The organism is Rhodococcus sp. PvP016 (genome assembly GCF_017832185.1).
Lineage (GTDB): Bacteria > Actinomycetota > Actinomycetes > Mycobacteriales > Mycobacteriaceae > Rhodococcoides.
The window spans coordinates 1,757,837-1,779,740 of sequence record NZ_JAFIBH010000001.1; the positions used below are offsets into that span (position 1 = coordinate 1,757,837).

The 21,904-nt window shown below is 67.5% G+C and carries 21 protein-coding genes; 12 read left to right on the forward strand and 9 right to left on the reverse strand.

The window, feature by feature from the left end:
• Positions 1-34: 34 nt before the first annotated feature.
• Positions 35-724, reverse strand: a complete 690-nt coding sequence (locus JOE30_RS08065; protein WP_239532535.1) for a hypothetical protein — start codon at positions 722-724, stop codon at positions 35-37.
• Positions 725-1,057: 333 nt separating this feature from the next.
• Here JOE30_RS08065 and JOE30_RS08070 point away from each other — a divergent pair, with 333 nt between their 5' ends.
• The 8 genes from JOE30_RS08070 to JOE30_RS08105 all read left to right on the forward strand — a co-directional run bounded on the left by JOE30_RS08070 (position 1,058) and on the right by JOE30_RS08105 (position 7,790).
• Positions 1,058-2,284, forward strand: a complete 1,227-nt coding sequence (locus JOE30_RS08070; RefSeq protein WP_239532316.1) for a molybdopterin-dependent oxidoreductase — start codon at positions 1,058-1,060, stop codon at positions 2,282-2,284.
• Positions 2,281-2,775 carry a hypothetical protein gene (locus tag JOE30_RS08075; RefSeq protein WP_204865950.1) on the forward strand — a complete coding sequence of 165 codons (495 nt, stop codon included), beginning with the start codon at positions 2,281-2,283 and terminating at the stop codon, positions 2,773-2,775. Before JOE30_RS08070 ends, JOE30_RS08075 begins: the two co-directional genes overlap by 4 nt.
• 95 nt (positions 2,776-2,870) lie before the next feature.
• Positions 2,871-3,572, forward strand: coding sequence for a class I SAM-dependent methyltransferase (locus tag JOE30_RS08080; protein WP_204865951.1), 702 nt, complete (start codon positions 2,871-2,873; stop codon positions 3,570-3,572).
• Positions 3,569-4,948 carry a hypothetical protein gene (locus JOE30_RS08085; protein ID WP_307806104.1) on the forward strand — a complete coding sequence of 460 codons (1,380 nt, stop codon included), beginning with the start codon at positions 3,569-3,571 and terminating at the stop codon, positions 4,946-4,948. The genes JOE30_RS08080 and JOE30_RS08085 overlap by 4 nt, the downstream gene beginning before the upstream one ends.
• A 40-nt stretch (positions 4,949-4,988) precedes the next feature.
• The gene (locus JOE30_RS08090; protein ID WP_204865952.1) at positions 4,989-6,050 is read left to right on the forward strand and encodes an NAD(P)-dependent oxidoreductase; all 1,062 of its coding nucleotides are present in this window, start codon (positions 4,989-4,991) and stop codon (positions 6,048-6,050) included.
• A 2-nt stretch (positions 6,051-6,052) separates the two neighbouring features.
• Positions 6,053-6,709: a glycosyltransferase family 2 protein gene (locus JOE30_RS08095; RefSeq protein WP_204865953.1), complete on the forward strand. Its 657-nt coding sequence runs from the start codon at positions 6,053-6,055 to the stop codon at positions 6,707-6,709.
• The gene (locus JOE30_RS08100; RefSeq protein ID WP_204865954.1) at positions 6,706-7,386 is read left to right on the forward strand and encodes a DUF2064 domain-containing protein; all 681 of its coding nucleotides are present in this window, start codon (positions 6,706-6,708) and stop codon (positions 7,384-7,386) included. Before JOE30_RS08095 ends, JOE30_RS08100 begins: the two co-directional genes overlap by 4 nt.
• Positions 7,338-7,790 carry a GtrA family protein gene (locus JOE30_RS08105; protein WP_204865955.1) on the forward strand — a complete coding sequence of 151 codons (453 nt, stop codon included), beginning with the start codon at positions 7,338-7,340 and terminating at the stop codon, positions 7,788-7,790. The genes JOE30_RS08100 and JOE30_RS08105 overlap by 49 nt, the downstream gene beginning before the upstream one ends.
• Positions 7,791-7,808: 18 nt before the next feature.
• On the opposite strand, the gene JOE30_RS08110 is transcribed toward JOE30_RS08105, so the two are convergent.
• The gene (locus JOE30_RS08110) at positions 7,809-8,834 is read right to left on the reverse strand and encodes a YncE family protein (protein ID WP_204865956.1); all 1,026 of its coding nucleotides are present in this window, start codon (positions 8,832-8,834) and stop codon (positions 7,809-7,811) included.
• Positions 8,835-9,025: 191 nt separating this feature from the next.
• Between JOE30_RS08110 and JOE30_RS08115 the strand changes: the two genes are divergently transcribed.
• On the forward strand, positions 9,026-9,964 hold the full coding sequence (locus JOE30_RS08115) for an alpha/beta hydrolase (protein WP_204865958.1): 939 nt from the start codon (positions 9,026-9,028) through the stop codon (positions 9,962-9,964).
• Between the two features lie 298 nt (positions 9,965-10,262).
• Here the strand turns inward: JOE30_RS08115 and JOE30_RS08120 are convergent, their stop codons facing one another.
• Genes JOE30_RS08120 through JOE30_RS08130 form a run of 3 tightly spaced genes read right to left on the reverse strand, consistent with a single transcriptional unit; the run spans position 10,263 to position 12,815 of the window.
• Complete coding sequence (locus tag JOE30_RS08120) at positions 10,263-10,988, reverse strand: TetR family transcriptional regulator (protein WP_204865960.1); 726 nt, start codon at positions 10,986-10,988, stop codon at positions 10,263-10,265.
• Positions 10,989-11,040: 52 nt separating this feature from the next.
• Positions 11,041-11,826: an SDR family oxidoreductase gene (locus tag JOE30_RS08125; RefSeq protein ID WP_204865962.1), complete on the reverse strand. Its 786-nt coding sequence runs from the start codon at positions 11,824-11,826 to the stop codon at positions 11,041-11,043.
• Positions 11,823-12,815 carry an NmrA family NAD(P)-binding protein gene (locus JOE30_RS08130; protein ID WP_204865964.1) on the reverse strand — a complete coding sequence of 331 codons (993 nt, stop codon included), beginning with the start codon at positions 12,813-12,815 and terminating at the stop codon, positions 11,823-11,825. Before JOE30_RS08130 ends, JOE30_RS08125 begins: the two co-directional genes overlap by 4 nt.
• Before the next feature lie 484 nt (positions 12,816-13,299).
• Here JOE30_RS08130 and JOE30_RS21270 point away from each other — a divergent pair, with 484 nt between their 5' ends.
• A complete protein-coding gene (locus JOE30_RS21270; RefSeq protein WP_204865966.1) occupies positions 13,300-14,550 on the forward strand; it encodes a diguanylate cyclase in 1,251 nt (416 codons plus the stop codon).
• 387 nt (positions 14,551-14,937) lie between these two features.
• Positions 14,938-15,627, forward strand: a complete 690-nt coding sequence (locus JOE30_RS08140) for a hypothetical protein (RefSeq protein ID WP_204865968.1) — start codon at positions 14,938-14,940, stop codon at positions 15,625-15,627.
• 39 nt (positions 15,628-15,666) lie between these two features.
• Here the strand turns inward: JOE30_RS08140 and JOE30_RS08145 are convergent, their stop codons facing one another.
• The 4 genes from JOE30_RS08145 to JOE30_RS08160 all read right to left on the reverse strand — a co-directional run bounded on the left by JOE30_RS08145 (position 15,667) and on the right by JOE30_RS08160 (position 20,746).
• Complete coding sequence (locus JOE30_RS08145; protein WP_204865970.1) at positions 15,667-16,989, reverse strand: FAD-binding protein; 1,323 nt, start codon at positions 16,987-16,989, stop codon at positions 15,667-15,669.
• A gap of 37 nt (positions 16,990-17,026) precedes the next feature.
• A complete protein-coding gene (locus JOE30_RS08150; RefSeq protein WP_204870158.1) occupies positions 17,027-18,025 on the reverse strand; it encodes a phosphotransferase family protein in 999 nt (332 codons plus the stop codon).
• 17 nt (positions 18,026-18,042) lie between these two features.
• Positions 18,043-19,254: an acyl-CoA dehydrogenase family protein gene (locus JOE30_RS08155; protein WP_204865972.1), complete on the reverse strand. Its 1,212-nt coding sequence runs from the start codon at positions 19,252-19,254 to the stop codon at positions 18,043-18,045.
• A gap of 70 nt (positions 19,255-19,324) precedes the next feature.
• Entirely contained in the window at positions 19,325-20,746 is a 1,422-nt protein-coding gene (locus JOE30_RS08160; RefSeq protein WP_204865974.1) for a DUF1254 domain-containing protein, read from the reverse strand.
• Positions 20,747-20,854: 108 nt separating this feature from the next.
• On the opposite strand from JOE30_RS08160, the gene JOE30_RS08165 reads away from it, so the two are divergent.
• Positions 20,855-21,904, forward strand: a complete 1,050-nt coding sequence (locus tag JOE30_RS08165) for an ABC transporter substrate-binding protein (protein WP_371831657.1) — start codon at positions 20,855-20,857, stop codon at positions 21,902-21,904.

Genomic DNA, 21,904 nt, shown 5'->3' on the forward strand with positions numbered 1-21,904 from the left:
ATGGCTGTCTGCGTGGACCCGTGTCAGAAGCGGACTAACTCTGCGCGCCTCGGGTTTCGATCAGCGACGTGATGGACGCCGCCAGGTCGGCAACGAAAACATCGCGTGTCGCGGGAGCGACCAGGTCGAGCGACAAGTAGGGATTCAAGTCCTCCAGCTCGACGAGAAGTAGGTCGCCGGCACCGGTGCGACACGCGTCGACGCGTTGAATGCCATGTTCGATGTCGTTCCAACTGATGAACGTTCGAGCAAACGCCAGATCGGCGTGCGTCGGTTCGTAGCATTCCAACGCCCACCGTCGGCTGGGATCCGGTGCGTAGAGCGCGTACTCGAATGTGTCGCCGATGAAGTAGAAGGACACTTCGTAGTCGAACACGATCCGGGGTTGAAAGAGAATGTCGTCGTCGTGCAGATCCGCGAGTTCGTCGCCACGGACGAACCGCAGACCGACCGAGTCCGCGCCGAACTTCGGTTTGACGACGTACTCGACCGATGTGGGCAGGCGGCCTACGTCTGCGGGACGATCCACGGTGGGAATGACCGGGTACCCGTCGGCGAACAAGTCCACCAGGTATTGCTTGCCCGCCATGTCGGCCTTACCGCTCATCTCGGAGAGCACCAGGACGTTCTGGGCTTTGGCAAGCGCCCTGAACTCATCGTGTTCCCGTCGGTAATAGATTGCGGGGCCGGAGTTTCGAACGAGGACGGCATCGAACAAGTCCATCAATTCCGACGCGTCCAGGGGATGGCACAGTGCGATGTCGACATGCTCCCGGAGCCGTGTCGACAGGTAGATGTCCTCGTCGCAGTAGCGGCGTCCACGAGCCTCGTACGCCAGGTCGGTGACGTAGAGAACCCGCTTACGGGCAGGTGGGACGGAGACGCTCGACCGAGCCCGGGCATTCACCCCGTCAGTGTTGCAAACCGTCCCGACCACTCGCACTTCCGCCAGGCAGACCCGAGGTCGATGCGTTCGCGGAGAAACCGTGCCGACAGGCGCACGGCGCCGAATGTTGTGCGATGGTGGAAGCCGTCGGGTCACCGAAAGGGTTGTCCGTTGCCTCCTCTGCCCCAATTCCGGAGCGCGATTCGCGGTCCGTGGTTGACATCGGTGTTCGGTGCCGTCCTTTTGGTGTCGCTACCGGTGATCACCGTGACCGGGCTGTTGTCCTACACCGCCTATGGTCCCCAGTTCGGACAGGCCCGCCCGGGAGACGTGGGGTGGCTGAGGCTGCCCCAGTTCGACTGGCCGACCGACCCGGCGTGGATCTACCGGCTGAACCAGGGCCTGCACGTCACACTGGGCATCGTCGTGATTCCGCTGGTGCTCGCCAAGCTGTGGTCGGTGATGCCGAAGTTGGTGCAGTGGCCACCTGCCCGATCCCCGGCGCAGGCGCTCGAGCGGCTGAGCCTGCTGATGCTCGTCGGTGGGGTGCTGTTCGAGATAGTCACCGGTGTGCTGAACATCCAGTACGACTACGTCTTCGGTTTCGACTTCTACACCGCCCACTATTTCGGGGCGTGGGTGTTCATCGCCGGGTTCCTCGCGCACGTGGCCATCAAGGTTCCGGTCATGTGGAGGACGCTGCGGCAGACGCCGCTGTCCGAGGTGCTCCGGGAACGCAACGACGCGGCCGGCGCGGAACCGGTGCAGGAGAAGAATGCGCCGGGGAGCATCTCCCGGCGCGGTGCCCTCGCCCTCGTGGCGAGTGGGGGCGGCCTGCTGGCGGTCCTCACCATCGGGCAGACCATCGACGGGCCCCTGCGGTCGACCGCACTGCTGTTGCCCCGCGGCCGCTCCTACGGCGACGGGCCGAACGACTTCCAGGTCAATCGCACTGCCGTCGCGGCGGGGATCGATCCGGCGTCCACTGGGGGGTCGTGGCGTGTCGAGCTGTCGGGAACGACGCGCGTGGTTCTCGACCGAGCGGCATTGGAGGCCATGGAGCAGCACACTGCGGTCCTGCCGATCGCGTGCGTCGAGGGGTGGTCGACGACGCAGGAGTGGACCGGGGTGCGGCTCCGGGACCTCGCCGGGCTGGCCGGCGTGTCCGACGGTGCCGCCACAGTCGCATCGCTGGAACAGGGAGGCGCGTTCGCTCAGGCGACGTTGGCGGCGAACCAGGTGTGGCATCCGGACTCGCTTCTCGCGCTGACCGTCAACGGTGAGGTGCTGTCGCTCGACCACGGCTATCCGGCGCGTGTGATCGTCCCCGGCCTCCCCGGTGTCCACAACACCAAGTGGGTCTCGCGCATCGATTTCACCGGCGAGGCCGATCGATGAGGCGGCTCTACGGCGCCGGCGTCGCCCACGCGGCCGTCATGATCGTGTCCTTCGTCCTCGCGGGTGCCGCTGTCCTGACTCTCGGGGTGGACGCACTGTGGAACCCGGACAGGTGGTGGCAGTCGATCGCCGTGTGGTTCATCGGTGCGGCGATCCTGCACGACCTCGTTCTGTACCCGCTGTACTCACTGGCGGATCGAGCGACGCGCCCGACCCGCAACTGGACAGTTCGACAGGTTTCGGTGCGCCAGCACATCCGGGTGCCGGCCCTCGGCGCTGCGCTGACGCTGCTGGTCTTCTTCCCGGGCGTTCTGAACACCGACGACACTGCCATCGTGGCGGCCACGGGCCTGAACCGTGACCCGTATCTCGAGCGGTGGCTGTGGGTCGTTGCGTCAATGGTGGTCATCAGCGCCGCGGTGTTCCTGGTGCGGGTGGTGCTGTCCCGAGGCACTCCTCGCGCAGCTCGGACCGAGTCCGAACAGCGTTGAGGCGCAATCCTCCGGTCCCATGGAAGCGAATGCCTGGAGTACGGACACCGGCCGAGGGGCCGAGGGGCGGGTGCGACGATCCAGGAAGGTCACGTGTGACAGCGAGTTCGACGGGTGAAGCGCCCGACAGTTTCGACGCTCTCTTCACCACCGCGATACCCAGCACGACGTGGTGGGTGCGGCACCGTCACGGTCCCCGCCACCCGTTGCCGGTAGGGCGGTGGCTCGGCGGAGAGCATGCAGACGCCGATGACCGCGCAGTGGACGAGACGTTGCTCGCCCTCTGCAGGGGACGCACGATCGATCTCGCGTGCGGGCCGGGCCGGTTGGTCGAGGAACTGCGGCGACGGGGAGTGTCGGCGATGGGTGTGGACACGTCCCCGGCAGCTGTCGCGCTGGTCCGTGAACGTGGTGCCAAAGCCGAGCTGGCCGACATCTTCGACATCGTTCCACACGAGGGGCACTGGGACACGGTGCTTCTCGTCGACGGGAACATCGGTATCGGCGGTGATCCGGGCCGCGTCATCGGTCGTGCGCACGACATCGCCTGCGAGAGCGGAACGGTCCACGTCGAAGTAGCGGCTCCCGGAACGGGATTCGTCGCCGAATGCCTGCGTATCGAGAGCAAGGAGACCGCGGGGCCCTGGTACGACTGGGCGCGCATCGATGCGGAGACACTGGCGCCGCTCGCTGCGGCACAAGGGTTGGTGCCGGTCGGCGTGACCGCGATCGCCGGTCGGCACTTCGCTCACTTCGTCAAACCCCCGTACGGTTCGGCCCCCGAGACTTCCGAGTGAGCGGCCCGACCGCGACCGATCGGCGGCGCGGGTGGGTTCCTCGAGTTCCGGAACTGATCGGCGCACTCCTCGCGGCTGCACTGGTCGTCGCGGCAGTGGTTGTGGCACGGCGGAAGAATGCCGTCGTCACTCCGCTGATCGGCGGCATGGGTTTCGACTTCGACGATTTCGCGTCGCTCGCGCCTCTGTTCGGGCGGTGGGGCGCTCACGTGGGACCGGGTACCCCGATCGCGGTGACCGTCGGTGTCCTGGTGGTGCTCGCCGGCCCGTCCGTGGCAGCACGCATGTCGTGGCGGCCCCTGCTCCTCGTGACCTGGGCGACGACCCTTGTCTGGACCGTCGGACTGGCTGCGGTCGACGGCTGGCAGAAAGGGTTCGTAGACAAGTTGACGTCCCGTGACGAGTATCTGTCCGAAGTCGGTGGTATCGACGACATCGGGGCCACGCTGCGCGGGTTCTCCGACCGGATCGTCGACGGCCAGGCGGACTCGTGGGCCACGCACGTCTCCGGCCATCCCCCCGGCGCCATACTGACGTTCGTGTGGTTGGACCGCATCGGGCTCGGTGGAGGCGCGGCGGCCGCATGGTTGTGCGTGATCGTCGGGTCATTGGCCGCCGTCGCCACCGCCGTCGCTGTGGCAGCGCTCGTCGACCGCGACACCGCCCGACGGCTGATCCCGTTCGCCGTGATCGCCCCCAGCGCCATCTGGATCGGTGTCTCCGCGGACGGGTTCTTCACGGGTGTGTCCGCCTGGGGCATCGCCTTTCTGGCCATCGCAGCAGCCGGTCGACGACTGCGCCATGACGTGGCGGCAATCGCGGCGGGTCTCCTGCTCGGGTTCTCGGTCTACCTCAACTACGGCCTCGCCCTGATGGGACTGCCGGCTCTGGCGGTCCTCATCGCCTCCCGCCGCGTGCGGCCACTGCTACCGGCGATCGGCGGCGCCCTCGTCGTCGCCGGCCTCTTCACCGCGTCGGGCTTCTGGTGGTTCGACGGGTATGTGGCCGTCCAGGAACGGTATTGGCAGGGAATCGCGTCCGCACGTCCGTTCCAGTACTGGAGCTGGGGCAACATCGCGGCTCTGGTCTGCGCCGTGGGACTCGCGGTGCCCGCCGCCCTGTCCCGCGTGGTGTCACTGCCACGTGTGCGACGCGCCGAGCCGGTGACGCTACTCGTGGTGGCAGCTCTGCTGGCGGTGACCTTCGCCGACCTGAGCAGGCTGAGCAAGGCGGAGACGGAACGCATCTGGCTGCCGTTCCAGGTGTGGATGACGGTTGCCACTGTCGCGATCGGGGAGCGCTCGGTGCGCTTCTGGCTGGCAGCGCAAGTCGTGCTGGCATTGGCGATCAACCATCTGACGTACACGAACTGGTGAGCGACCCGCCTCCCCTCGATCGACAAGACAAGGAGCAACGATGCACGTGTTACTCACCGGCGCGGCCGGTTTCATCGGTGAACACATCCACGAAGCGCTACTGGCGGCCGACCACGACGTGACGGCTGTCGACGCGTTCCTGCCCTCGGCGCACGGCTCGACGCCACTGCACGCGCCGAACGTCACGACGGTCGACGTTCGCGACCCCGGCGCTCTGGACGATGTCATGGCGGGGGTCGACGTGGTGTGTCACCAGGCCGCCGTCGTCGGAGCCGGCGTCAGCACCGCGGATGCGCCCGCCTACGCCAGCCACAACGATCTGGGTACTGCCGAAGTACTTGCCGCGATGGCCCGAGCGGAGTGTCGGAAGCTCGTTCTCGCGTCGTCGATGGTCGTCTACGGCGAAGGTCGTTACCGCTGCCCCGTGCACGGTGTCGTCCGTCCGCGCCCCCGGAACCCGTCGGATCTGCGGAACGGGGTGTTCGATGCGAAGTGCCCGGAGGGTGACGAGCCGGTGACATGGGAGACGGTGGACGAGGACGCTCCGCTCGAGCCCCGAAGTCTCTATGCAGCAAGCAAACTCGCGCAGGAAAACTACGCACTCGCGTGGTCGCTGGCGACGGGCGGATCGGTCACGGCGCTGCGCTACCACAACGTCTACGGTGACCGAATGCCGCGTGACACACCGTATTCGGGTGTCGCAGCGATGTTCCGCTCTTCTCTGGAGGCAGGTGAATCACCGACGGTGTACGAGGACGGCGGGCAGATGCGAGACTTCGTCGACGTCCGGGATGTCGCCGCCGCCAACCTTGCCGCCGTCGAGCACGACGGAGCGGGGTTCGTGGCCTGCAACGTCTGTTCGGGACACCCGATCTCGATCGGCGACGTGGCCCGCATTCTGTGTCGTGCCCACGGCGGCGGCATCGAACCGGCGGTGACGGGTCAGTTCCGTCCCGGCGACGTGCGGCACATCGTTGCCGGTGCCGCTCGGGCCGACGAGATTCTCGGATTCCGAGCTGCCGTCGGTCCGGACGAGGGGCTCACGCGGTTCGCGTCGGCACCGCTACGGGCGGCATCCGACGGCTCGGCCCCGGTGGTGTGACGATGATCGATCCTTCCGATGTCACCGTCGTACTCCCGTGCCGCAACGAGGCGCAGTCACTTCCCGATGTTCTCGACGCCGTGCCCGACGGCTATCATCGCCTGGTCGTCGACAACGGCTCCACGGACGGCACCGCGGACGTGGCCCGTGCGCACGGGGCCGAGGTGGTCATCGAGGCTGTTCCCGGGTACGGCTCAGCCGTGCACGCCGGAATCGCCGCTGCGACAACGACTGTAGTGGCTGTCATGGACGGGGACGGGTCGATGGACCCGCGCGAACTGCCCGGTCTCGTCGCAGCGCTGGACTCTGCTCAGCTCGTCGTCGGGAGGCGACGTCCGGTGCACCGCAGTGGCTCGCCGTGGCACGCCCGCCTCGGTAACAGGGCCATCGCCTGGCGTCTGCGCAGACGACTGAAGATCGACGTCCACGACATCGGCGCTCTTCGGGTGGCGCGCCGCGAGGATCTTCTCTCGCTCGACGTCCCGGACCGACGCTCCGGTTACCCGCTGCAACTGCTGGTTCTCGCCGCTCGGGCAGGGTGGACAGTTGTCGAGCACGACATCACCTACCGCGCGCGTACCGGGGGAGTGTCGAAGGTGTCGGGGTCGGTTCGCGGCACGGTGGTGGCCGTCTGGGATTTTGCGAAGGTGATTCCATGATCGATGCGACGCTGCTCGTCATCGCGAAAGCGCCGGTACCCGGCTTCGCCAAGACTCGACTGATGGCCGCCATGACCGCCGAGGATGCCGCGTCGGTGGCGGCTGCGGCGCTGCTCGACACGCTCGCCGCGGCGAGGCGGGCTCCTTTTGCCCGGCGGGTGGTCGCGATGACCGGCGATCTGGCCGAGGCGATGCGCAGCGGCGAGATCCGAAAGTCACTGGCCTACTTCGACGTCATCGACCAGCGCGGCGACGGTTTCGCGGAACGGCTGATTCACGCGCATCACGACGCCGCCGGATCCGGTCCCGTCGTGCAGATAGGCATGGACACACCGCAGGTCGACCCCGCGATGCTCACCGACATCGGTGAGGCTCTGGCACCGTCGTCGGCGATTCTGGGGCGTGCCGAGGACGGAGGATGGTGGGTGCTCGGTCTGCACGACGCCTCCGGTGCGCAGGCCCTGCGGGCAGTGGAGATGTCCACCGACCGCACCGGGGACGACACCCGGGATGCACTCCAGTGCCGCGGACTCGTCGTCGGTGCAGCACCGACTCTGCGTGACGCCGACGAACTGGTCGATCTGGCCCCCATCGCACGAGTGTGCCGACCGAACAGTGAATTCGCCCGATGCGTGGCTGCGCTCCCCATTCCGGGGCCGACGGGGGAGACGCTCTGACCGCGGCCTCCGGCACCCGGAGTGTGCTGTTCCGCTTCTACCTGGTCGGGGGTGCGAGCGCCGCCGCGTACGTTCTGTTGTTTCTGGGGTTCCGCGCCGTCATGTCCTCCCAGGCCGCGAACGTGCTCGCGCTCCTGGTCTCCGCGCTCGCCAACACCGCGATCAACCGCCGATTCACCTTCGGTATTCGCGGTACCGACGCGATTCTTCGCCAGTACGTGCAAGGGCTCGTCGTCTTCGCCCTCGGGCTGGCGGTCACCAGCGGCTCGTTGGTACTCCTCCACAGGTGGGTACCCGATGCGTCGCGAGCAGTGGAGGTGTCCGTCCTCGTTGCCGCGAATCTCGTGGCCACGGTGGTGCGCTTCGTCGGGTTGCGCCGAGTGTTCACCGAACACCGTTCGTGAACGTCGCGCAGGCACGTGTCACGACGCGTCGACACTCTCGGCGGGGATGATCTGCAGGCTCGAGTCCGCGCCGGGATCACTGCCTGTCACCAGGACGTTTCCCGAGCGTGGATCCACGGCGACGGAATTGGCCTGACGAACCGTCGGTAGATCGGCCACGATCCGTGGCGACGCCGGGTCGGCGACATCGACGACACGAAGGATGTTGCTCTCGGTCAGCGTGATCAGAAGGAGCTTCCGATCGGCGTCGTAGGCGAGCCCGTACGGATTACCGGGTGCGTCGATGCGAGCGACCTCGCTGATGTCCGGCGTGATGCGCTCGAGGTACACCGCGCCACCGTCGGTGTCGGCGAAGGCAGCGAGGTCGGAACCGAGCGATGTCGCGTGCGTCAGTTTGGTCCCCAACGGTCCCTGTGCGACGAGTTCCTGGTCCGGCCCGCTGTAGATCCAGATTCCGTTGCCCTGCACGTCTGCGACAGCTGCGTAGTTGCCCACGGCTGCAACCCCGCCAGGCTGCACGGGGCCGGCGGGGAGAGATGCTGTCACGACACCGTTGCGCACGAAGACGGCTCCGCCGCCCATCTCGTTGGTCACGACTGTCGTCCCGTCGGCGGTCACCACGGCATCGTGCGGTTGGCGTCCGACGCCCCGGGTGGTGGAGAGCGTCGCGCCGTTCGCCGGATCCACCAGGAGCAGTTCGTCACTGGACTCGAGGGGCGCGAGAACCGGTCCGTCCGGGCCGGCGAGGGAGAGGTGCCGGGGCGCACCGACCGTCGGCACGAACGATCGCTCGACTCCGGTCGCCGCGTCGAGTAGCCGCAGGCCATCGGGTTCGCGCACTGCGGCAACGGCGATGCCGGACGCCGTCACGACGATTCCCTCGGGTGCGCCCGGAAGCGGAACGACGGTACCGACCGGATCTTGCGCTGCCGGCGCCCGGGCCGGTTCGGCAGCGGGTGTCTGCGTCGGCGCGGGTGCAGGCTCCTCGGGGGAGCAGCCGGCGACGAGAGCCAGTGTCGACAGAGCGACGACGAAGCGTTTCACGGTGTGCCACCGAACTTCTCTAGTGCATCCAGGTGCGTTCGTCCAATGCGTACCCCGCACGTTCGCGAGGGAAACCCGAGTAGGGCTCCGACGGGCACGGCCGAGCTCGAGTCTGTCGAAACAGGTGCACAGAGCCGGCTGATAGCGTCGGTCGTCTCCACGCTTCACCGCACGAGGGGAACGACGAGACGATGACGGGTACAACCTGGCACGACGACGTCAGTCCGCAGGCACGCGTCCTGTCGGCGGCGATGAAGGCGGTCCTGAAACCCACCCTGAGTATGTGGCCGCTCACCGATGGCGGCATCAAGGCCATCGGGCACGTGGATCGCGTCGTGGACCGACTGCCGAAGCCGCCTCGCGTCACTATCGACCAGGTGGTTCTCGGTGGTGTGCCCTGCGAGGAGACGACACATCCTCGGACGGCAACCGGCTCTCTGACCGGCGCGACAGTTCTCTACTTCCACGGCGGCGGATTCGTCTTCTGCGGACTGGCGACCCACCGCGGTGCGTGTGCCATGATCGCCGCCCGTGCGGGTGTTCCGGTGTATTCCGTCGAGTACCGGCAGATCCCGTACGGCGGCATCGGGACGTCGATCTTCGATGCCATGGCCGCCTACCGGGCCGCGTCGGCAACGGTGGCCGATCCGTCGAAGATCATCGTGGCGGGAGACTCGGCCGGCGGCTACCTCGCGATGAAGGTCGCCGAACTGGCAGTGCTGGAAGGGTTGACCCCACCCGCCGCCGTACTGGGATTCTCGCCGTTGCTCAATCTGGACCTGAGGAGCCACTCCCGTGCGTTCATGAAGCGGGATGCGTATCTGCCGATGAAACAGGTTCTCGCGCTGGAGGATCGCTGGATGAACGGTCCTGACGCCATCCCGGGCGCCGCGTCCCCGATCGACGCCGATCCGTCGGTGTTCCCGCCGGTGTTCCTGTCCTCGGCGCAGTACGAGCTGATGCGCCCGGACGTGGAGGCGATGACGCGCAAGCTCGAGAAAGCCGGCCAGATCGTCGAGACCCATGTGTGGCGAGGTCAGGTGCACGCATTTCCCGTGCTGGCAGGCGTACTTCCGGAAGGCCGCGAGACTCTGCGGTGCGCCGTCGACTTCGCAGCACGCCACCTCTGAGCACTCCTGATGATGTCACCCGCGTGCCCGATCTGTCGGTGGGCGACTAGGCCTCAGCCTTCCGCGCTGCCACGCGGTGGGCGGCATCCTGCACGAACCAATAGGCGACCAGACCGACGTACACACCGACGAGCCCGCCGGTCACCCGTAGGCCGCGTCGACGAGACAGAGACTCCCACGACACCGACATCGCACACCCTTTCACCGAACACGTCACCGATCCGACGATTGTCCTCCGAACATGCCGATCAGTACAACGGGCGCGGGTGACGTCGGAACTTCAGGTCCACTGCGAATCTCACGCCGGACCGGGGCCGGGTATCAGCAGGGGAACACGGTCCACCAGATCGAGTGCGACATCGGGAGAGGCGCCGTCGAACACGGCGGTGTGGATCCCGCGCATGGCGCCGGTCACGAGTTGCGCTGCCGCGGCCACGTCGGTGTAGCGTTCGATCTGACCGGCATCGGCCGCTCTGTGCAGCAGTTGTTCGATCGCGACGACGAAGTCGGTGTGCCACCCCTCGGCGGTTCCCTCGCTGCGGGGAACACCGATGTTGCGGAACAGCACGTGGGTCGCCGGAGTGTCGTAGATGATTGCCGCGGCGATGTGCAGGAACGATCGCAGTTGTCCCAGAGGATCGTCCGGCCACGTCGCCTGCTCGGAACGCGCTGCCATGCGGTCGATCAGCGTGGTGGCGGCATCGTTGACAGCTGCCTGGAACAGGTCGCGTTTGGTGGGGAAGTGGTGGAATGCGGTCCGGGCCGCGAGTCCGCAGTGCTGCGCCACTGCCTCCACGGTGATGTCGCCGTAGTCGGAGTGTTCGAGCAGCTTCTGGGTGGCGTGGACGAGCCGAGTCGGCGCCGGCCCCGGGTCGTCCGTGGTGTCGGACGCGGCCCACCGATAGAGAGTGGTCAGGTGGACACCCAGAGCAGATGCGACGGAGGTGGGACTTTCTGTTCCCTCGAAGGCACGCTCCACAGCGGCGCGGCGGTCGGCCGCGGTGAACTTCGAGGCCCTGGCCATGATCGTGACACTACAGTCCGTGTCGGCCGAGCGGGGACGGCAACTCGGGAGATCAGCGCAGCAACCGCGCCACCGCCGGAAGCAGTACCCGAGGTGGCGTCAGCGCTGCCGCGGCGGCCGCGATGGCGTTCCTCCGTCCTGAGATGGCCTGTGGACGTGAGGTTCTGGCGTCGAGGGCGTGCATCGCGGTGGCGACGACCTCGGCCGGTGACTGGTACGAGCCGGTCGTCGCGGCGGACTCGCCGATGACATCGAAGAACTCGGTGCGCGTCGGACCCGGGGCGAGTGCGAACACTCGGACACCGTGGCGCCTGGACTCGTACCACAGCGACTGCGTGAAGCTCAGGACGAACGCTTTGGCTGCGGCGTAGACGGCGAGGGTCGGGACGGGTTGGAACGCCGTCGTGCTGGCGACGTTGACGACGGATCCGGTGCCGCGGGAGATCATGTCGGGGAGAAAGGCAGAGCAGATGTCCACCACTGCAGCGACATCGACTGCCAGGAGCCGCGCGAGGTCGTCGGCATCGTTGTCGACGAACGGGCCCTGTACAGCGAAGCCGGCATTGTTGACGACGAGGTCCAGTTTCTCGGGAACCAGGGTCCGCAGTCGACGTCCGGCTGCGGGTTCCGACAGATCATGGGAGACCGTACGGCAGTGGATGCCGTGTGCACGTTCGAGTTCGGCTGCGAGAGCGGTCAACCGGTCCTCCCGTCGTGCCACCAACACCAGGTCGGAGCCGCGCGCGGCCAGGGCCCGGGCGAACTCGGCCCCGATGCCGGAACTCGCCCCGGTCACCATGGACCGCGCCGGTCGGAATGGATCCTGCGAGCGACTCATCCTCGGGAGTCCTTCGATCGATGCCCACGCTCGGAGGCGGACCGTCGGGCGAAATCCTCGTAGGAGGTGGGTTCGCGTCCCAGCAGTGCGGGTAGCACGGTCAGATCACCGGCGGGAAGTCCGTACCGGTCGTAATGCGACATCATCGTGCGGTACGCCTCGCGCGCATCGTGCGGCCAGTCGTTCATGCCGCGGGGATTGGCGGCCGCGCCGACTCCCCGCACGAGGTGGCTCGCGGAGTGCATTCCGGTCGCCCGGACGGCCTCGACGAGGATCGGTCCCAGCGCGGGCAGGGCTGCTGTCCTGTGTCTGAGCGATGACGGCGGGATGCGGAAAGCAGTCACGCGATGGCCCAACACCGTCGACCAGATCGCCGCCATCTGGTGGCGAGTCAGTTCGACGGTGGACAGGTCGTAGGTACGCCCGGTGTGTGGGGCCGGATCGAGTGCGATGGTGGCGGCCACCTCGGCGACATCGGCGACGTCGACCACTCCCATGACGCTGTCCGGTGAGACCGGGTACGGCATGACGCCCGCGTGCAGAAGGTCCCACACCTCGAGGTAGTTCTGCATGTAGTGCGACGGTCTCAGGACGGTGGTGGGGATCGCGCTGTCGAGCAGCATCCCCTCCGCGATGTCCTTCTGCCGATGATGGGTCAGCTGGTGCAGTTCTGGGTGGATCACCGAGTGGAACACGATGTGCTGCAGACCATGTGATGGTCCTGAAGCGATGAGGTGATCGATGATGGGTCGCTCGTCGATGATCTGGGTCGGAGCCGCGTGGTACAGGACGGTTGTGCCGGCGAGGGCCGTGTCGAGTGTCTGCGGGGCTCTCAGATCGCCCACGACGACCTCGGTGGCCCCGTCCCGCCGAGTCGTACGGGCCTGGTCGTCGTTCTTCACCACCGCTCGTATCGGAACACCCCATGATGCCAGCTGCCGGACGAGCAGCCGTCCGACACCGCCTGCCGCGCTGGTCACCGTGATCATGGAACCCCCTCCGGTCTCCGCACCTGATCCCTTTCACGTGCGTAATGCGAATATTGCATACTTTATGCAATTGACGCAATATGCAGTGTGCCCCATTTTCGGGCTACCTCATTCCGGCGTCGACTTGCGCGACATCATTTCTATGAGCGTCGCGTGATCGTCAGGGAGAGTCATGTGACCTCCACGGGTGTCCGCGACAGGATCGTCTCGACGGTGGCGACTGCGGCCCTTCCTGCCGGGGTGGGCGTGACACGTGTGGGACGCCGGTCGTCAGGGTGGAGCGAGCGCTCGACGAACCCGCGCGCCTCGTGGTCCTGGTCATGACTATCGATGCATGACGCATACGTTTCGAGGGCGCTGGTTGCCGCGGTGCCCGTCGATGGGGCGAAACGGTCGGATCGCCGGGTGCGCCGGTGTAGAACGATATCGGGGGCGGGTGGCGAAGGATGTCCCCGACCGTGAGCACGAATGAGTGGGTGTCAGGGTGTCGGTACATCGTCTGCAGTGGTCGCCGGGGCGGCCGTCGGTGTCCGACGTCGAGGCGCGAGCGGCCACCATCGGTGTGATCCGCTACGACATCGCTGCCCGGCGCCTGGATCTCGACGACCGCGCGAGGGAGATCTTCGCGGCGCCCGCGGACCGTCCCGCGATGCAGGTGTGGCACGAACGAGTGCATCCCGACGACGAGAGTGTCGTGCAGCGGATGTTCGAGGATGCCCACACCTCGCTCGGGGCCGAGTGCCTCTACCGGATCGTGCTTCCGGACCGGTCCCTGCGGTATGTCCTGACCCGGAGTATGACCATCGAGAAGACGAACGAGTCCGGCGCCGGAGTTCTCACCGGCATCGTGCTCGCCGTGGACCCCGAACTCGGCGCAGACGCCGTACTCACGCGGGTGCTGGATCGGGTCTCGCTCGGCTTCATGGTGTTGGGCGAAGACATGGTGGTCCGCTACATCAACACGGAGAGCGAACGGCATCTCGGGGTGCCTCGCGCCGAGATCCTGGGCCGACACATTCACGACGCACTGCCGCGGACGCGGGACTCGTTTTTCGGTGACTTCCACCGCGAGGTCCTCGCCACGCGTGGTGAGGTGACGCTGCAGACGGCGTCCCTGTACGTGCCCGGTCGCACCATCGAACTGACGGGCAGTTTCGTGGACGGGCACGTGGCGATCAATTTTCGTGACGTCACCGAGACCGTCGAACGGACCGCTCGCCTGGTCGACGCGTACCAGTCGATTTTGGACCGGTCTCGTCATGACGACCTGACCGGCGTCCTGAACCGGTCGGCACTGCTGGAGAGGCTCACCCACCCGGACTGTGACCTTGCTGCTCCGACGGCGCTGTTGTTCGTGGACGTCGACTACTTCAAGGAGATCAACGACACTCATGGTCACGCGGCGGGTGACCTCGTCCTGCGTACACTCGCGCAGCGCCTGCGGTCCGAGTGCGGTTCCGAAGACGTGATCGGCAGAATCGGAGGCGACGAGTTCATCATCGCGTCGTTCGCGCCGACGGGCGCCGGCGTCGAGCATCGAGCGGATCGTCTGGCCGCCCGACTCGGTGACAGAGCTCGCGAGCCCATCGCGCTCGACGAGACCGATGTCGAGGTGTCCGTCAGTATCGGCATCGCGTACAACTCCGGAACCGTCCGGCTCGCCGACCTCCTCGCCCTCGCCGACACGGCCCTGTACAGCGCCAAACGCACCCGCCCGGACCGACGCGGGAAGTAGCGAGACCCGGGCGATGTCGCCGGTGATCGGTGGGCTCTGCCGACAGTGGATCGGGTGACGTCGGTCAGTCCATCGAGCAACTCGGCGATGTGGTCATGACAGGGGAAGTCGGTGCCGACCGCCGTCGGTTTCGACGGTCGAGCACCGAACTCCGGGTGCAGCGGGGCACCTGAGCAGGATTGTGCCCACTGGGGGACCACCCTGAAACACCCCGAAAATGTGCCCTCGATGGAGGTTCAGCAGCCCCGAACGGGGTATGGATACGAGCAGTCAACGACGTCCAGAGCCGGGCGACCTCCTGCTAGCTGCTGATACGAGAGCCGATCGACCCGTCGAAGGCGCTGTGCGCGAGTCGATCTGCAGACGCGCCTGGTGGAGGTATGGACCATGGACGACCCCGGTGACGCGACCGCGTCCGACGGGACTCGACTCGGACCGGGGGAGCGGTTGTCGGATTTCGTCGACGTGTGTGTCGGGGTCGCCGGCGCGGACAGTGGCGCGGTGGTCGTGTCGTCTCCGCGTCACCCCGATACGCGACGAGTGCTGCACACCACCGACTCGTCGGCGGAGAGAATCGCCGACCTGCTGTATCTGCACGGCGCGGATGTCGATCTCGTGTCGAGCGACCGTGCGGTGGGCCGAACGATCGTGGTGGGCGGCCACCGCGACGCGGCGCGGTGGCCGCTGTTGATCGACGATCTGGTGGCAGCGGACGTCGGGTGGGTGCGGGTGCTCCCACTGGGCGCGGTGGACGCCCCTCTCGGGTGCGTGCAACTGCACCGGCGCTCCGTGCGGAGCGGGCCGTCGCCGGCGGGAACGGAGGTGTTGATCGAACACCTCGTGCGGGTCATCGGGCCCGTGGTCGCCGGCGACGCCGCGCTGGCGACGGTGGACGGGGCCGAGGACGGGGACACCGATCTCACGAGCGTGGCCATCGGCATCCTGGTCGCCCGGCATGCGGTGGCAGTCGATGTGGCGTCGGCGATGTTGCGGGCCGGAGCGGTTGCTCGGGCGCATTCGTCGGTGGAGGAGGCGCGGCGCATCATCGCCACCCTCCACGGCCGCGGGGAGCCGTGACACGCGCGGCGTGCCCGCGGCGTCATCGTGTCCGAGAGGTCACCCGGCGGTCTCCGCTGCGACGAGTCCGAGGACCAGGGCGGCCGCCAGACCGCCTGCATACGCGCGGTTCCACAGGCCACCGGTGTCGGAACCGGCTGCCAGCAGGCCGGGAATCGGCTCGCCGTCGGGTGTCAGAACGCGGGCGCCGGCGTCGACTCTGATGCCGTGAAACGGGAAGGTGACGGCCGGGACGGCCTCGATGACGTAGTACGGGGGTTCGCTCAGTGGGCTCGCATCCAGCGCTCGTCCCGGTGTCGGGCCCTCCGCCGACGTGGTGGACTCGTTGAACTCGGCGATCGCGGCCGCGATGGCGGCTCCGTCGTATCCCCAGTCCTCCGGTAGGTATGCGAGCTCCTCGAGCGTGTCCGCTCGTCCGACCCGACCGCCGCGCTTGCCCGCCAGTGCGAACTTGTCGACGGCCACCGCGCCCTCGACGTACGACGCCAGAACCCAGTCCCGGTGGACGCGAGCGTCCGCCACGAGGAGGCCGCGGGCCTCGGGTCTGTCGAGGAGGGCCATCGTCGTCAGGTGGTCACCGAGTGTCTCGTCGACGAAGCGCGTCCCGTCGAGATCGAACAGGAGCGCGTGTTCGCTGTAGTACAGCGACATGTCGACGAAATCGGACGGGTCCGTCAGGGTCACCCCGCCGGGAATCAGGTGCCCGTAGAAGCCGGCGTTCGTCGTACCGGCGGCGGCGCCCACACCGTCGGCGAGTGTCAGCCCAACGCCCGCGCTGTGGGGGTTCGACCGCAGCTGCATGCGCCCTGCGTTCGGATGAACGTGCTTCTCCAGCAGCGCTGCGGACCCTTGGAACCCTCCCGTGGCGAGTACGGTGTGCGCCGCCCGCACCACTTGTGGTTCCGCTGTGCCGGTTCGGATCACCGCACCGGTGACCACGCCGTTCTCGAATTCGAGGTTCTCGGTGCTCGTGTTCAGCAGGACCGATCCGCCGGACTCGAGGACGATGCGCCGGCACAGATCGACGTACTGGTTGGTGTCGAACTTGTGTCCGCGCCCGAAGGACAGGATTCGCTGAGCGTCACCCACCTCCACACCGGTGTCACGTATCCACTGCACGCCGTCCTGGAACCGGTCCACCAGCAGCCGTCTCAGGGCGGGGTCGCCGTGCGGGTTCTGTGCATCCATGACGGTGTGATCCGGTGCCGTCCAGACGTATCCGGCATAGCGCGCGGATCCGCCGACGTCCGCACCGATCTCCACCACGACGACGGATCTACCTGCGGACGCGGCACGGGCCCCGGCGGTCAGACCGGCCATCCCTCCGCCGATCACCAGTACGTCGCACTCGATGTCGTTCATTGCTGTCGGCCTCTCGGTCAGAAGTGGTGTCTGCGGGTCACCGTGAGAACGCGCGCAGGCCTGCTGCGGCGAATTCGGCTGTGGCGTGGGCGGCTGCCGCGGCGGTGCCGTCTGCATCGTCGGAGGTGAGGGCGCGGTGTGCGATGCCTTCGGCGATGACGGCGATCTTGAAGTCGGCGAGAGCGCGGTAGAAGTTCCAGTGGGCGAGGTCGCGTCCGGAGGCGACGGCGTAGTGCTGGGCGAGGTCGTCGGCGTCGGGGTAGCGAGGGGAGGTCCAGGCGGCGTCGAGGCCGAGGACGGTGTCGAACATGGGTTGCCGGTAGGCGCACATGAGGGCGATGTCGGTCAGAGGGTCGCCGAGGGTGGACATCTCCCAGTCGACCAGTGCAGCAACGGTTCCAGGCTCGCCGAAAGTGAGGATGGTGTTGTCGACGCGATAATCGCCGTGCACGATGGCGGCGGCCGAGTGGGCGGGGACGGCGTCGGTGAGTGCCTGGTGGAGTCGGTCGATGTCGTCGAGGTCGCGGGTCTTGACGCGGTGCCATTGCCGTCCCCAGGTGGCGACCTGTCGGGCAGTGAATCCGTCGGGTCTGCCGAAGTCGGCGAGTCCGACGGCGTGGTGGTCGACGGCGTGCAGTGCGGCCAGGACGCGGACGAGTTCGCTGGTGTTGGCGGCGATGTCGTCGTCGGTGAGGGAGTCGAGGTCGGTGCGGGTGCGCACCACCTGTCCGGGGACGAACTCGACGACGGTCATCGGCGCTCCGAGGGCGGCGCCGTCGGCGTCGAAGGCGACGGCGGTGGCCACGGGGACGTCGGTGCCGCGCAGGGCGCGGGTGACGGTCCACTCCCGAGCCATGTCGTGGGCGGACGGGGTCAGTCCGCTGACCGGGGGGCGCCGCACGATCCAGGACGTGGTGTCGTCGTGGGCGCGGTAGGTGAGGTTGGACCGTCCTCCGGCGATGCGGTCGACACGCAGTTCTCCGGTGATGTCGATGCTGTTGTCGCGCATGAACTTTTCGAGCGCAGCGATGTTCATGCCGGGGAGGGTGGTGGTCACGGCTGTTCCTTCGCGGCGGCGCGGCGGGCGGCGCCGACGGCGCGTTTGGCGATGGCCCACCGGTGCACTTCGGAGGGGCCGTCGTAGACGCGGAAGGGGCGGACCTCGCGGGAGAGTCGGGCGAGGGGGAGGTCGTCGGAGACGCCGAGTCCGCCGCACATCTGCACGCCGCGGTCGACGATGCGGAAGATGGCTTCGGCGGCGAAGGTCTTGGCGATGGAGGTCTCGTTGCTCGCGGGGTCGCCGAGGTCGAGTGCGTGGCAGGCGGTGACGAGCAGGGCTCGGGTGGCGGCGATGTCGATCTCGTTGTCGGCGATCATCTTCTGCACCATGCCGAGGTCGCCGAGGCGGCTGCCGAAGCCCTCGCGGTGGGCGACGTGGGCGACGGCGACGTCGTGTCCGCGTCGGGCGGCGCCGAGCCAGCGCATGACGTGGGTCATGCGGGCGGGTCCGAGGCGCACCTGCGCGTAGGTGAATCCTTCGTCGACGGCGCCGAGGACGTTCTCCTCGGGCACGACGACGCGGTCGAAGGTGACCTCGCAGTGCCCGCCGATCATGGCGCGGTCGAGGGTGCTGATGTGGCGGCCGACGGTGACGCCGGCGGTGTCGGCGGGGACGAGGAACATCGTGGCGCCGCCGCGGTCGCCGAGAGTGCCGGACGTGCGGGCCATGACGATGAAGAACCCGGCACCGTCCGCGCCGGTGATGAACCACTTGTGGCCGTCGATGCGCCAGCCGCCGTCGGTGCGGGTGGCGGTGGTGGTGAGGGCGGAGGGGTCCGATCCGGCGCCGGGGGCGGGTTCGGTCATCGCGAACGCGGACCGCACGTCACCGCGGGCGAGGGGGGCGAGGAACTGTTCCTTCTGGGCGGGGGAGGCGACGTGGGCGAGCAGGTGGACGTTGCCCTCGTCGGGGGCGCCGATGTTCGTCGCGATCGGTCCGAAGAGGGAGTAGCCCGCTTCCTCGAACACGGGCGCGCGGTCGCTCATGGACAGTCCACCGCCGCCGTACTCGCGGGGAGCGTGGGGGGCGAACACCGCCGCGTCCTTCGCCGCTGCCTGCAACTCTCGGCGCAGGTCGTCGCCGCCGGCGGCGGTGACGTCACCGAGAAATTTGTCCTCGATGGGCAGGACGTGCTCGCGGGTGAACGTGCGAGTGCGCTCGATCCACTCGCGAACGACGGGGTCGTAGGTCAGATCGATGGCCATGCTGGTTCCCTCTTCCTTGTTCCACGAGCGTTCGCCCGGTGGATCGTCGTGCGGTGACGTGGTTCGTCGATCACGCGGTCGTCGGCGTCGGCTTGTCCGCGAGGTGCACCGGTGGCGGCGACCATCGCTCGGTCAGCGCGTCCTCGTGGGGTCGATACATGCGTAGTACGAGGAAGAACGGACGTGCCGGAGTGGGAAGCCAGGATCGGGCATCGTCGTGGCCATCGGGTCGTCCGTGGCCGATCACGATCCGTGAGGGATTGGACACCCTGCCGTCCGGCGAGGTGATCGACCGGACGGAGAACACGTCGCCGGGCGCCTCGTACAGCCATCCGGTCTCGGCGTCGTAGAGTGTGACGCTCCAGAATGCCTCTGCCGGTGGTGGTTCGGAGAACTCGATCTCGTAGGTGTGCCCGTCGGAGCCGGTCAGAGCGTTCCCGTCCGAGTCCACGTACGTGTTGTACGAGCAGTTCTCCTCGACGGCATTGGCTCCGAGCCCGACGAAGTTCATGACGGCGCGTGCCACGAAATTGTGTCCGTGTGCGCCCTTGTCGAGCACACGGGTCCACCCGGACGCCGTGCGTCGTCCCAGGCGGGATCGCGACGAGTCGAGAAGGGCCATCGCGCGGGTGAAGCCGATGTCGGCGCCTCGAGACATCACCTCGTCGAGATCGCCGACGTCCGGTGTGCCGGGGCCGACGTTCAGCTGTCGGAACTGATGCACGTGCGACAGGTCCTGCACGGGGACACCGTTGACGGCCACCACGGTGTCGAGGGCCGTCAGGAAAGCGGCCGCGGACGACTCCATGTCCTCGCGGTGCAGAACGGGCCACGGGCGGGGTCGAGGAGCCGGACCGGTGATGACCACCGAGTCCTGCAGCGCCCGCACCGTGTCGATGTCGTCGGGGCCGCTGTGCACCTGAATGCGCATGAGTATCCACATCAGGAGGGTGGGCACGTCGAAGACGACGGCGTCGGACGGCAGTGCGGTCGCGGTGCCGTCCTGGCCGGGCGCGGTGACCACGATCGTCCGCGGACCGTCCGGATACGTGCGCGCACTGACGTTGCTCACGTTGCTGTGGGCGTCGACGAACTCGAGGGTGTAGTACCTGCTGCCGAATTCCGGCAGGTCGATGGTCACCGGCCCCTCGGTCAGGTCCAGCCAGGCATTGGAATACACCGTGTCGACGTTCGGAACGCGGAAATGCCGGAAGTCCGAACGCGCCAGGCTTCTTTCGTGCTTCAGCGTGTTCAGCGTCCAGGGCGCACCGTCGGAGACCGGCGCGCACTGCGTGCACATGCTCGCGTACTGGAGGACGGCCGGCATGCCGTAGAGCACGGCCTGCTGGGCGAGCACGGACGCGAGCGTGAGGGTCTCGTCGGTTCCGACCGGCCGGACGTCGTCGGCCGCCGACTCCTGGAACTGGTCGAGGCGAGTGGGGTCGTACGACGTCGGGCCGATCGCGGGGTCGGCTTCTCGTGTTCGCGTCATCCGATGCTCCTTCGGCCGGTGGGGTGACGTGCACGTGGTCGTGCCTCCACTCTTGACACAGATCACACTACTTGGTGAACTGATGTCAGTTCAACAAAGGAGATGAACATGGGTTTTCTCGGTGGATCGGCGCGGATGAGGACGATCGCTGCGGTCGGGGTGATGGCTCTGGCGATGACGGCGTGCGGGAGCGGCGGAGGAGGTGGCACCGCCGCCGTGGAGGGGAGCTGGGACGACGTGGTCGCCGCCGCGAAGTCGGAGGGATCGGTGATGCTCTACTCCAGTCAGAACACCACGATCCTCGACAGCGTGAAGCGCGCGTGGAGCGAGACCTATCCCGAGATAACCCTCGACTTCGTCCGCGGTACGGACGCCGACCTCAACCCTCGCATCGAGACCGAGAACAAGACGGGCAAGGGAACGGCGGACGTGCACGTGGTGACCGACACCTCGTGGATCGCGTCCGCTGCCGAGTCCGGCGTCTACTCGCAGCCACTTCTCGGTGAGGCGTTCGACGACCCTGCCTACGGGCGAGACCGCAGTGTGAAGAACGACAGGTTCTTCCTCGATGTGGCCGCGACCTTCGGAATGGGGTGGAACACGAGCACCGTGCCCGGAGGGTTGACGGATCCGCGTGACGTTCTGCGACCCGAGTATCGCGGCAAGGTCGGTGTGGTGAACCCCGTGGGTATCGCGTCGTACGTCGACCTCTACCGCTTCTACCGTGAGAACTTCGGCGACGACTTCGTCGACAGTCTCGCCGAGCAGCAGCCCCGGATCTATCCGAGCTCGCTGGGAGTGTCTCAGGCGCTCACCTCCGGCGAGGTGGTCGTCTCACCGATGGTCCAGCCGCTGGTCCAGGAGGTCGCGTCGGGAGCGCCGGTGAACTGGGCACTGCCGGACCCGTCCTGGGGAACTCCGTTCTACGGGCACGTCACCGCGGTGGCGCCCCACCCGAACGCCGCGCAGGTGTTGGCGAACTTCCTGGTCAGCCCAGAGGGGCAGCAGGCGCAGGCCATCGGGGTCGCGACGGCGCTTCCCGGAATCGACGGTGCCACCGCTGACGCCCACGACATCGCCGGGCCCGATCCGGCGCAGCTCACGCCCGAGTTCATCGAGCGGGAATCGCGTGAGTGGGAGCAGAAGTTCCAGGGTTGA

Bases quoted from the DNA above. Each gene is read 5' to 3' on its own strand.
- JOE30_RS08095 (WP_204865953.1), top strand. From the start codon at position 6,053: ATGATCGATCCTTCCGATGTCACCGTCGTACTCCCGTGCCGCAACGAG.
- JOE30_RS08165 (WP_371831657.1), top strand. From the start codon at position 20,855: ATGGGTTTTCTCGGTGGATCGGCGCGGATGAGGACGATCGCTGCGGTC.
- JOE30_RS08140 (WP_204865968.1), top strand. From the start codon at position 14,938: ATGGACGACCCCGGTGACGCGACCGCGTCCGACGGGACTCGACTCGGA.
- JOE30_RS08130 (WP_204865964.1), bottom strand. From the start codon at position 12,815: ATGATCACGGTGACCAGCGCGGCAGGCGGTGTCGGACGGCTGCTCGTC.
- JOE30_RS08145 (WP_204865970.1), bottom strand. From the start codon at position 16,989: ATGAACGACATCGAGTGCGACGTACTGGTGATCGGCGGAGGGATGGCC.
- JOE30_RS08120 (WP_204865960.1), bottom strand. From the start codon at position 10,988: ATGGCCAGGGCCTCGAAGTTCACCGCGGCCGACCGCCGCGCCGCTGTG.
- JOE30_RS08065 (WP_239532535.1), bottom strand. From the start codon at position 724: ATGGACTTGTTCGATGCCGTCCTCGTTCGAAACTCCGGCCCCGCAATC.
- JOE30_RS08100 (WP_204865954.1), top strand. From the start codon at position 6,706: ATGATCGATGCGACGCTGCTCGTCATCGCGAAAGCGCCGGTACCCGGC.
- JOE30_RS08150 (WP_204870158.1), bottom strand. From the start codon at position 18,025: ATGAACATCGCTGCGCTCGAAAAGTTCATGCGCGACAACAGCATCGAC.
- JOE30_RS08160 (WP_204865974.1), bottom strand. From the start codon at position 20,746: ATGACGCGAACACGAGAAGCCGACCCCGCGATCGGCCCGACGTCGTAC.
- JOE30_RS08115 (WP_204865958.1), top strand. From the start codon at position 9,026: ATGACGGGTACAACCTGGCACGACGACGTCAGTCCGCAGGCACGCGTC.
- JOE30_RS08125 (WP_204865962.1), bottom strand. From the start codon at position 11,826: ATGAGTCGCTCGCAGGATCCATTCCGACCGGCGCGGTCCATGGTGACC.
- JOE30_RS08075 (WP_204865950.1), top strand. From the start codon at position 2,281: ATGAGGCGGCTCTACGGCGCCGGCGTCGCCCACGCGGCCGTCATGATC.
- JOE30_RS08105 (WP_204865955.1), top strand. From the start codon at position 7,338: ATGCGTGGCTGCGCTCCCCATTCCGGGGCCGACGGGGGAGACGCTCTG.
- JOE30_RS08155 (WP_204865972.1), bottom strand. From the start codon at position 19,254: ATGGCCATCGATCTGACCTACGACCCCGTCGTTCGCGAGTGGATCGAG.
- JOE30_RS08090 (WP_204865952.1), top strand. From the start codon at position 4,989: ATGCACGTGTTACTCACCGGCGCGGCCGGTTTCATCGGTGAACACATC.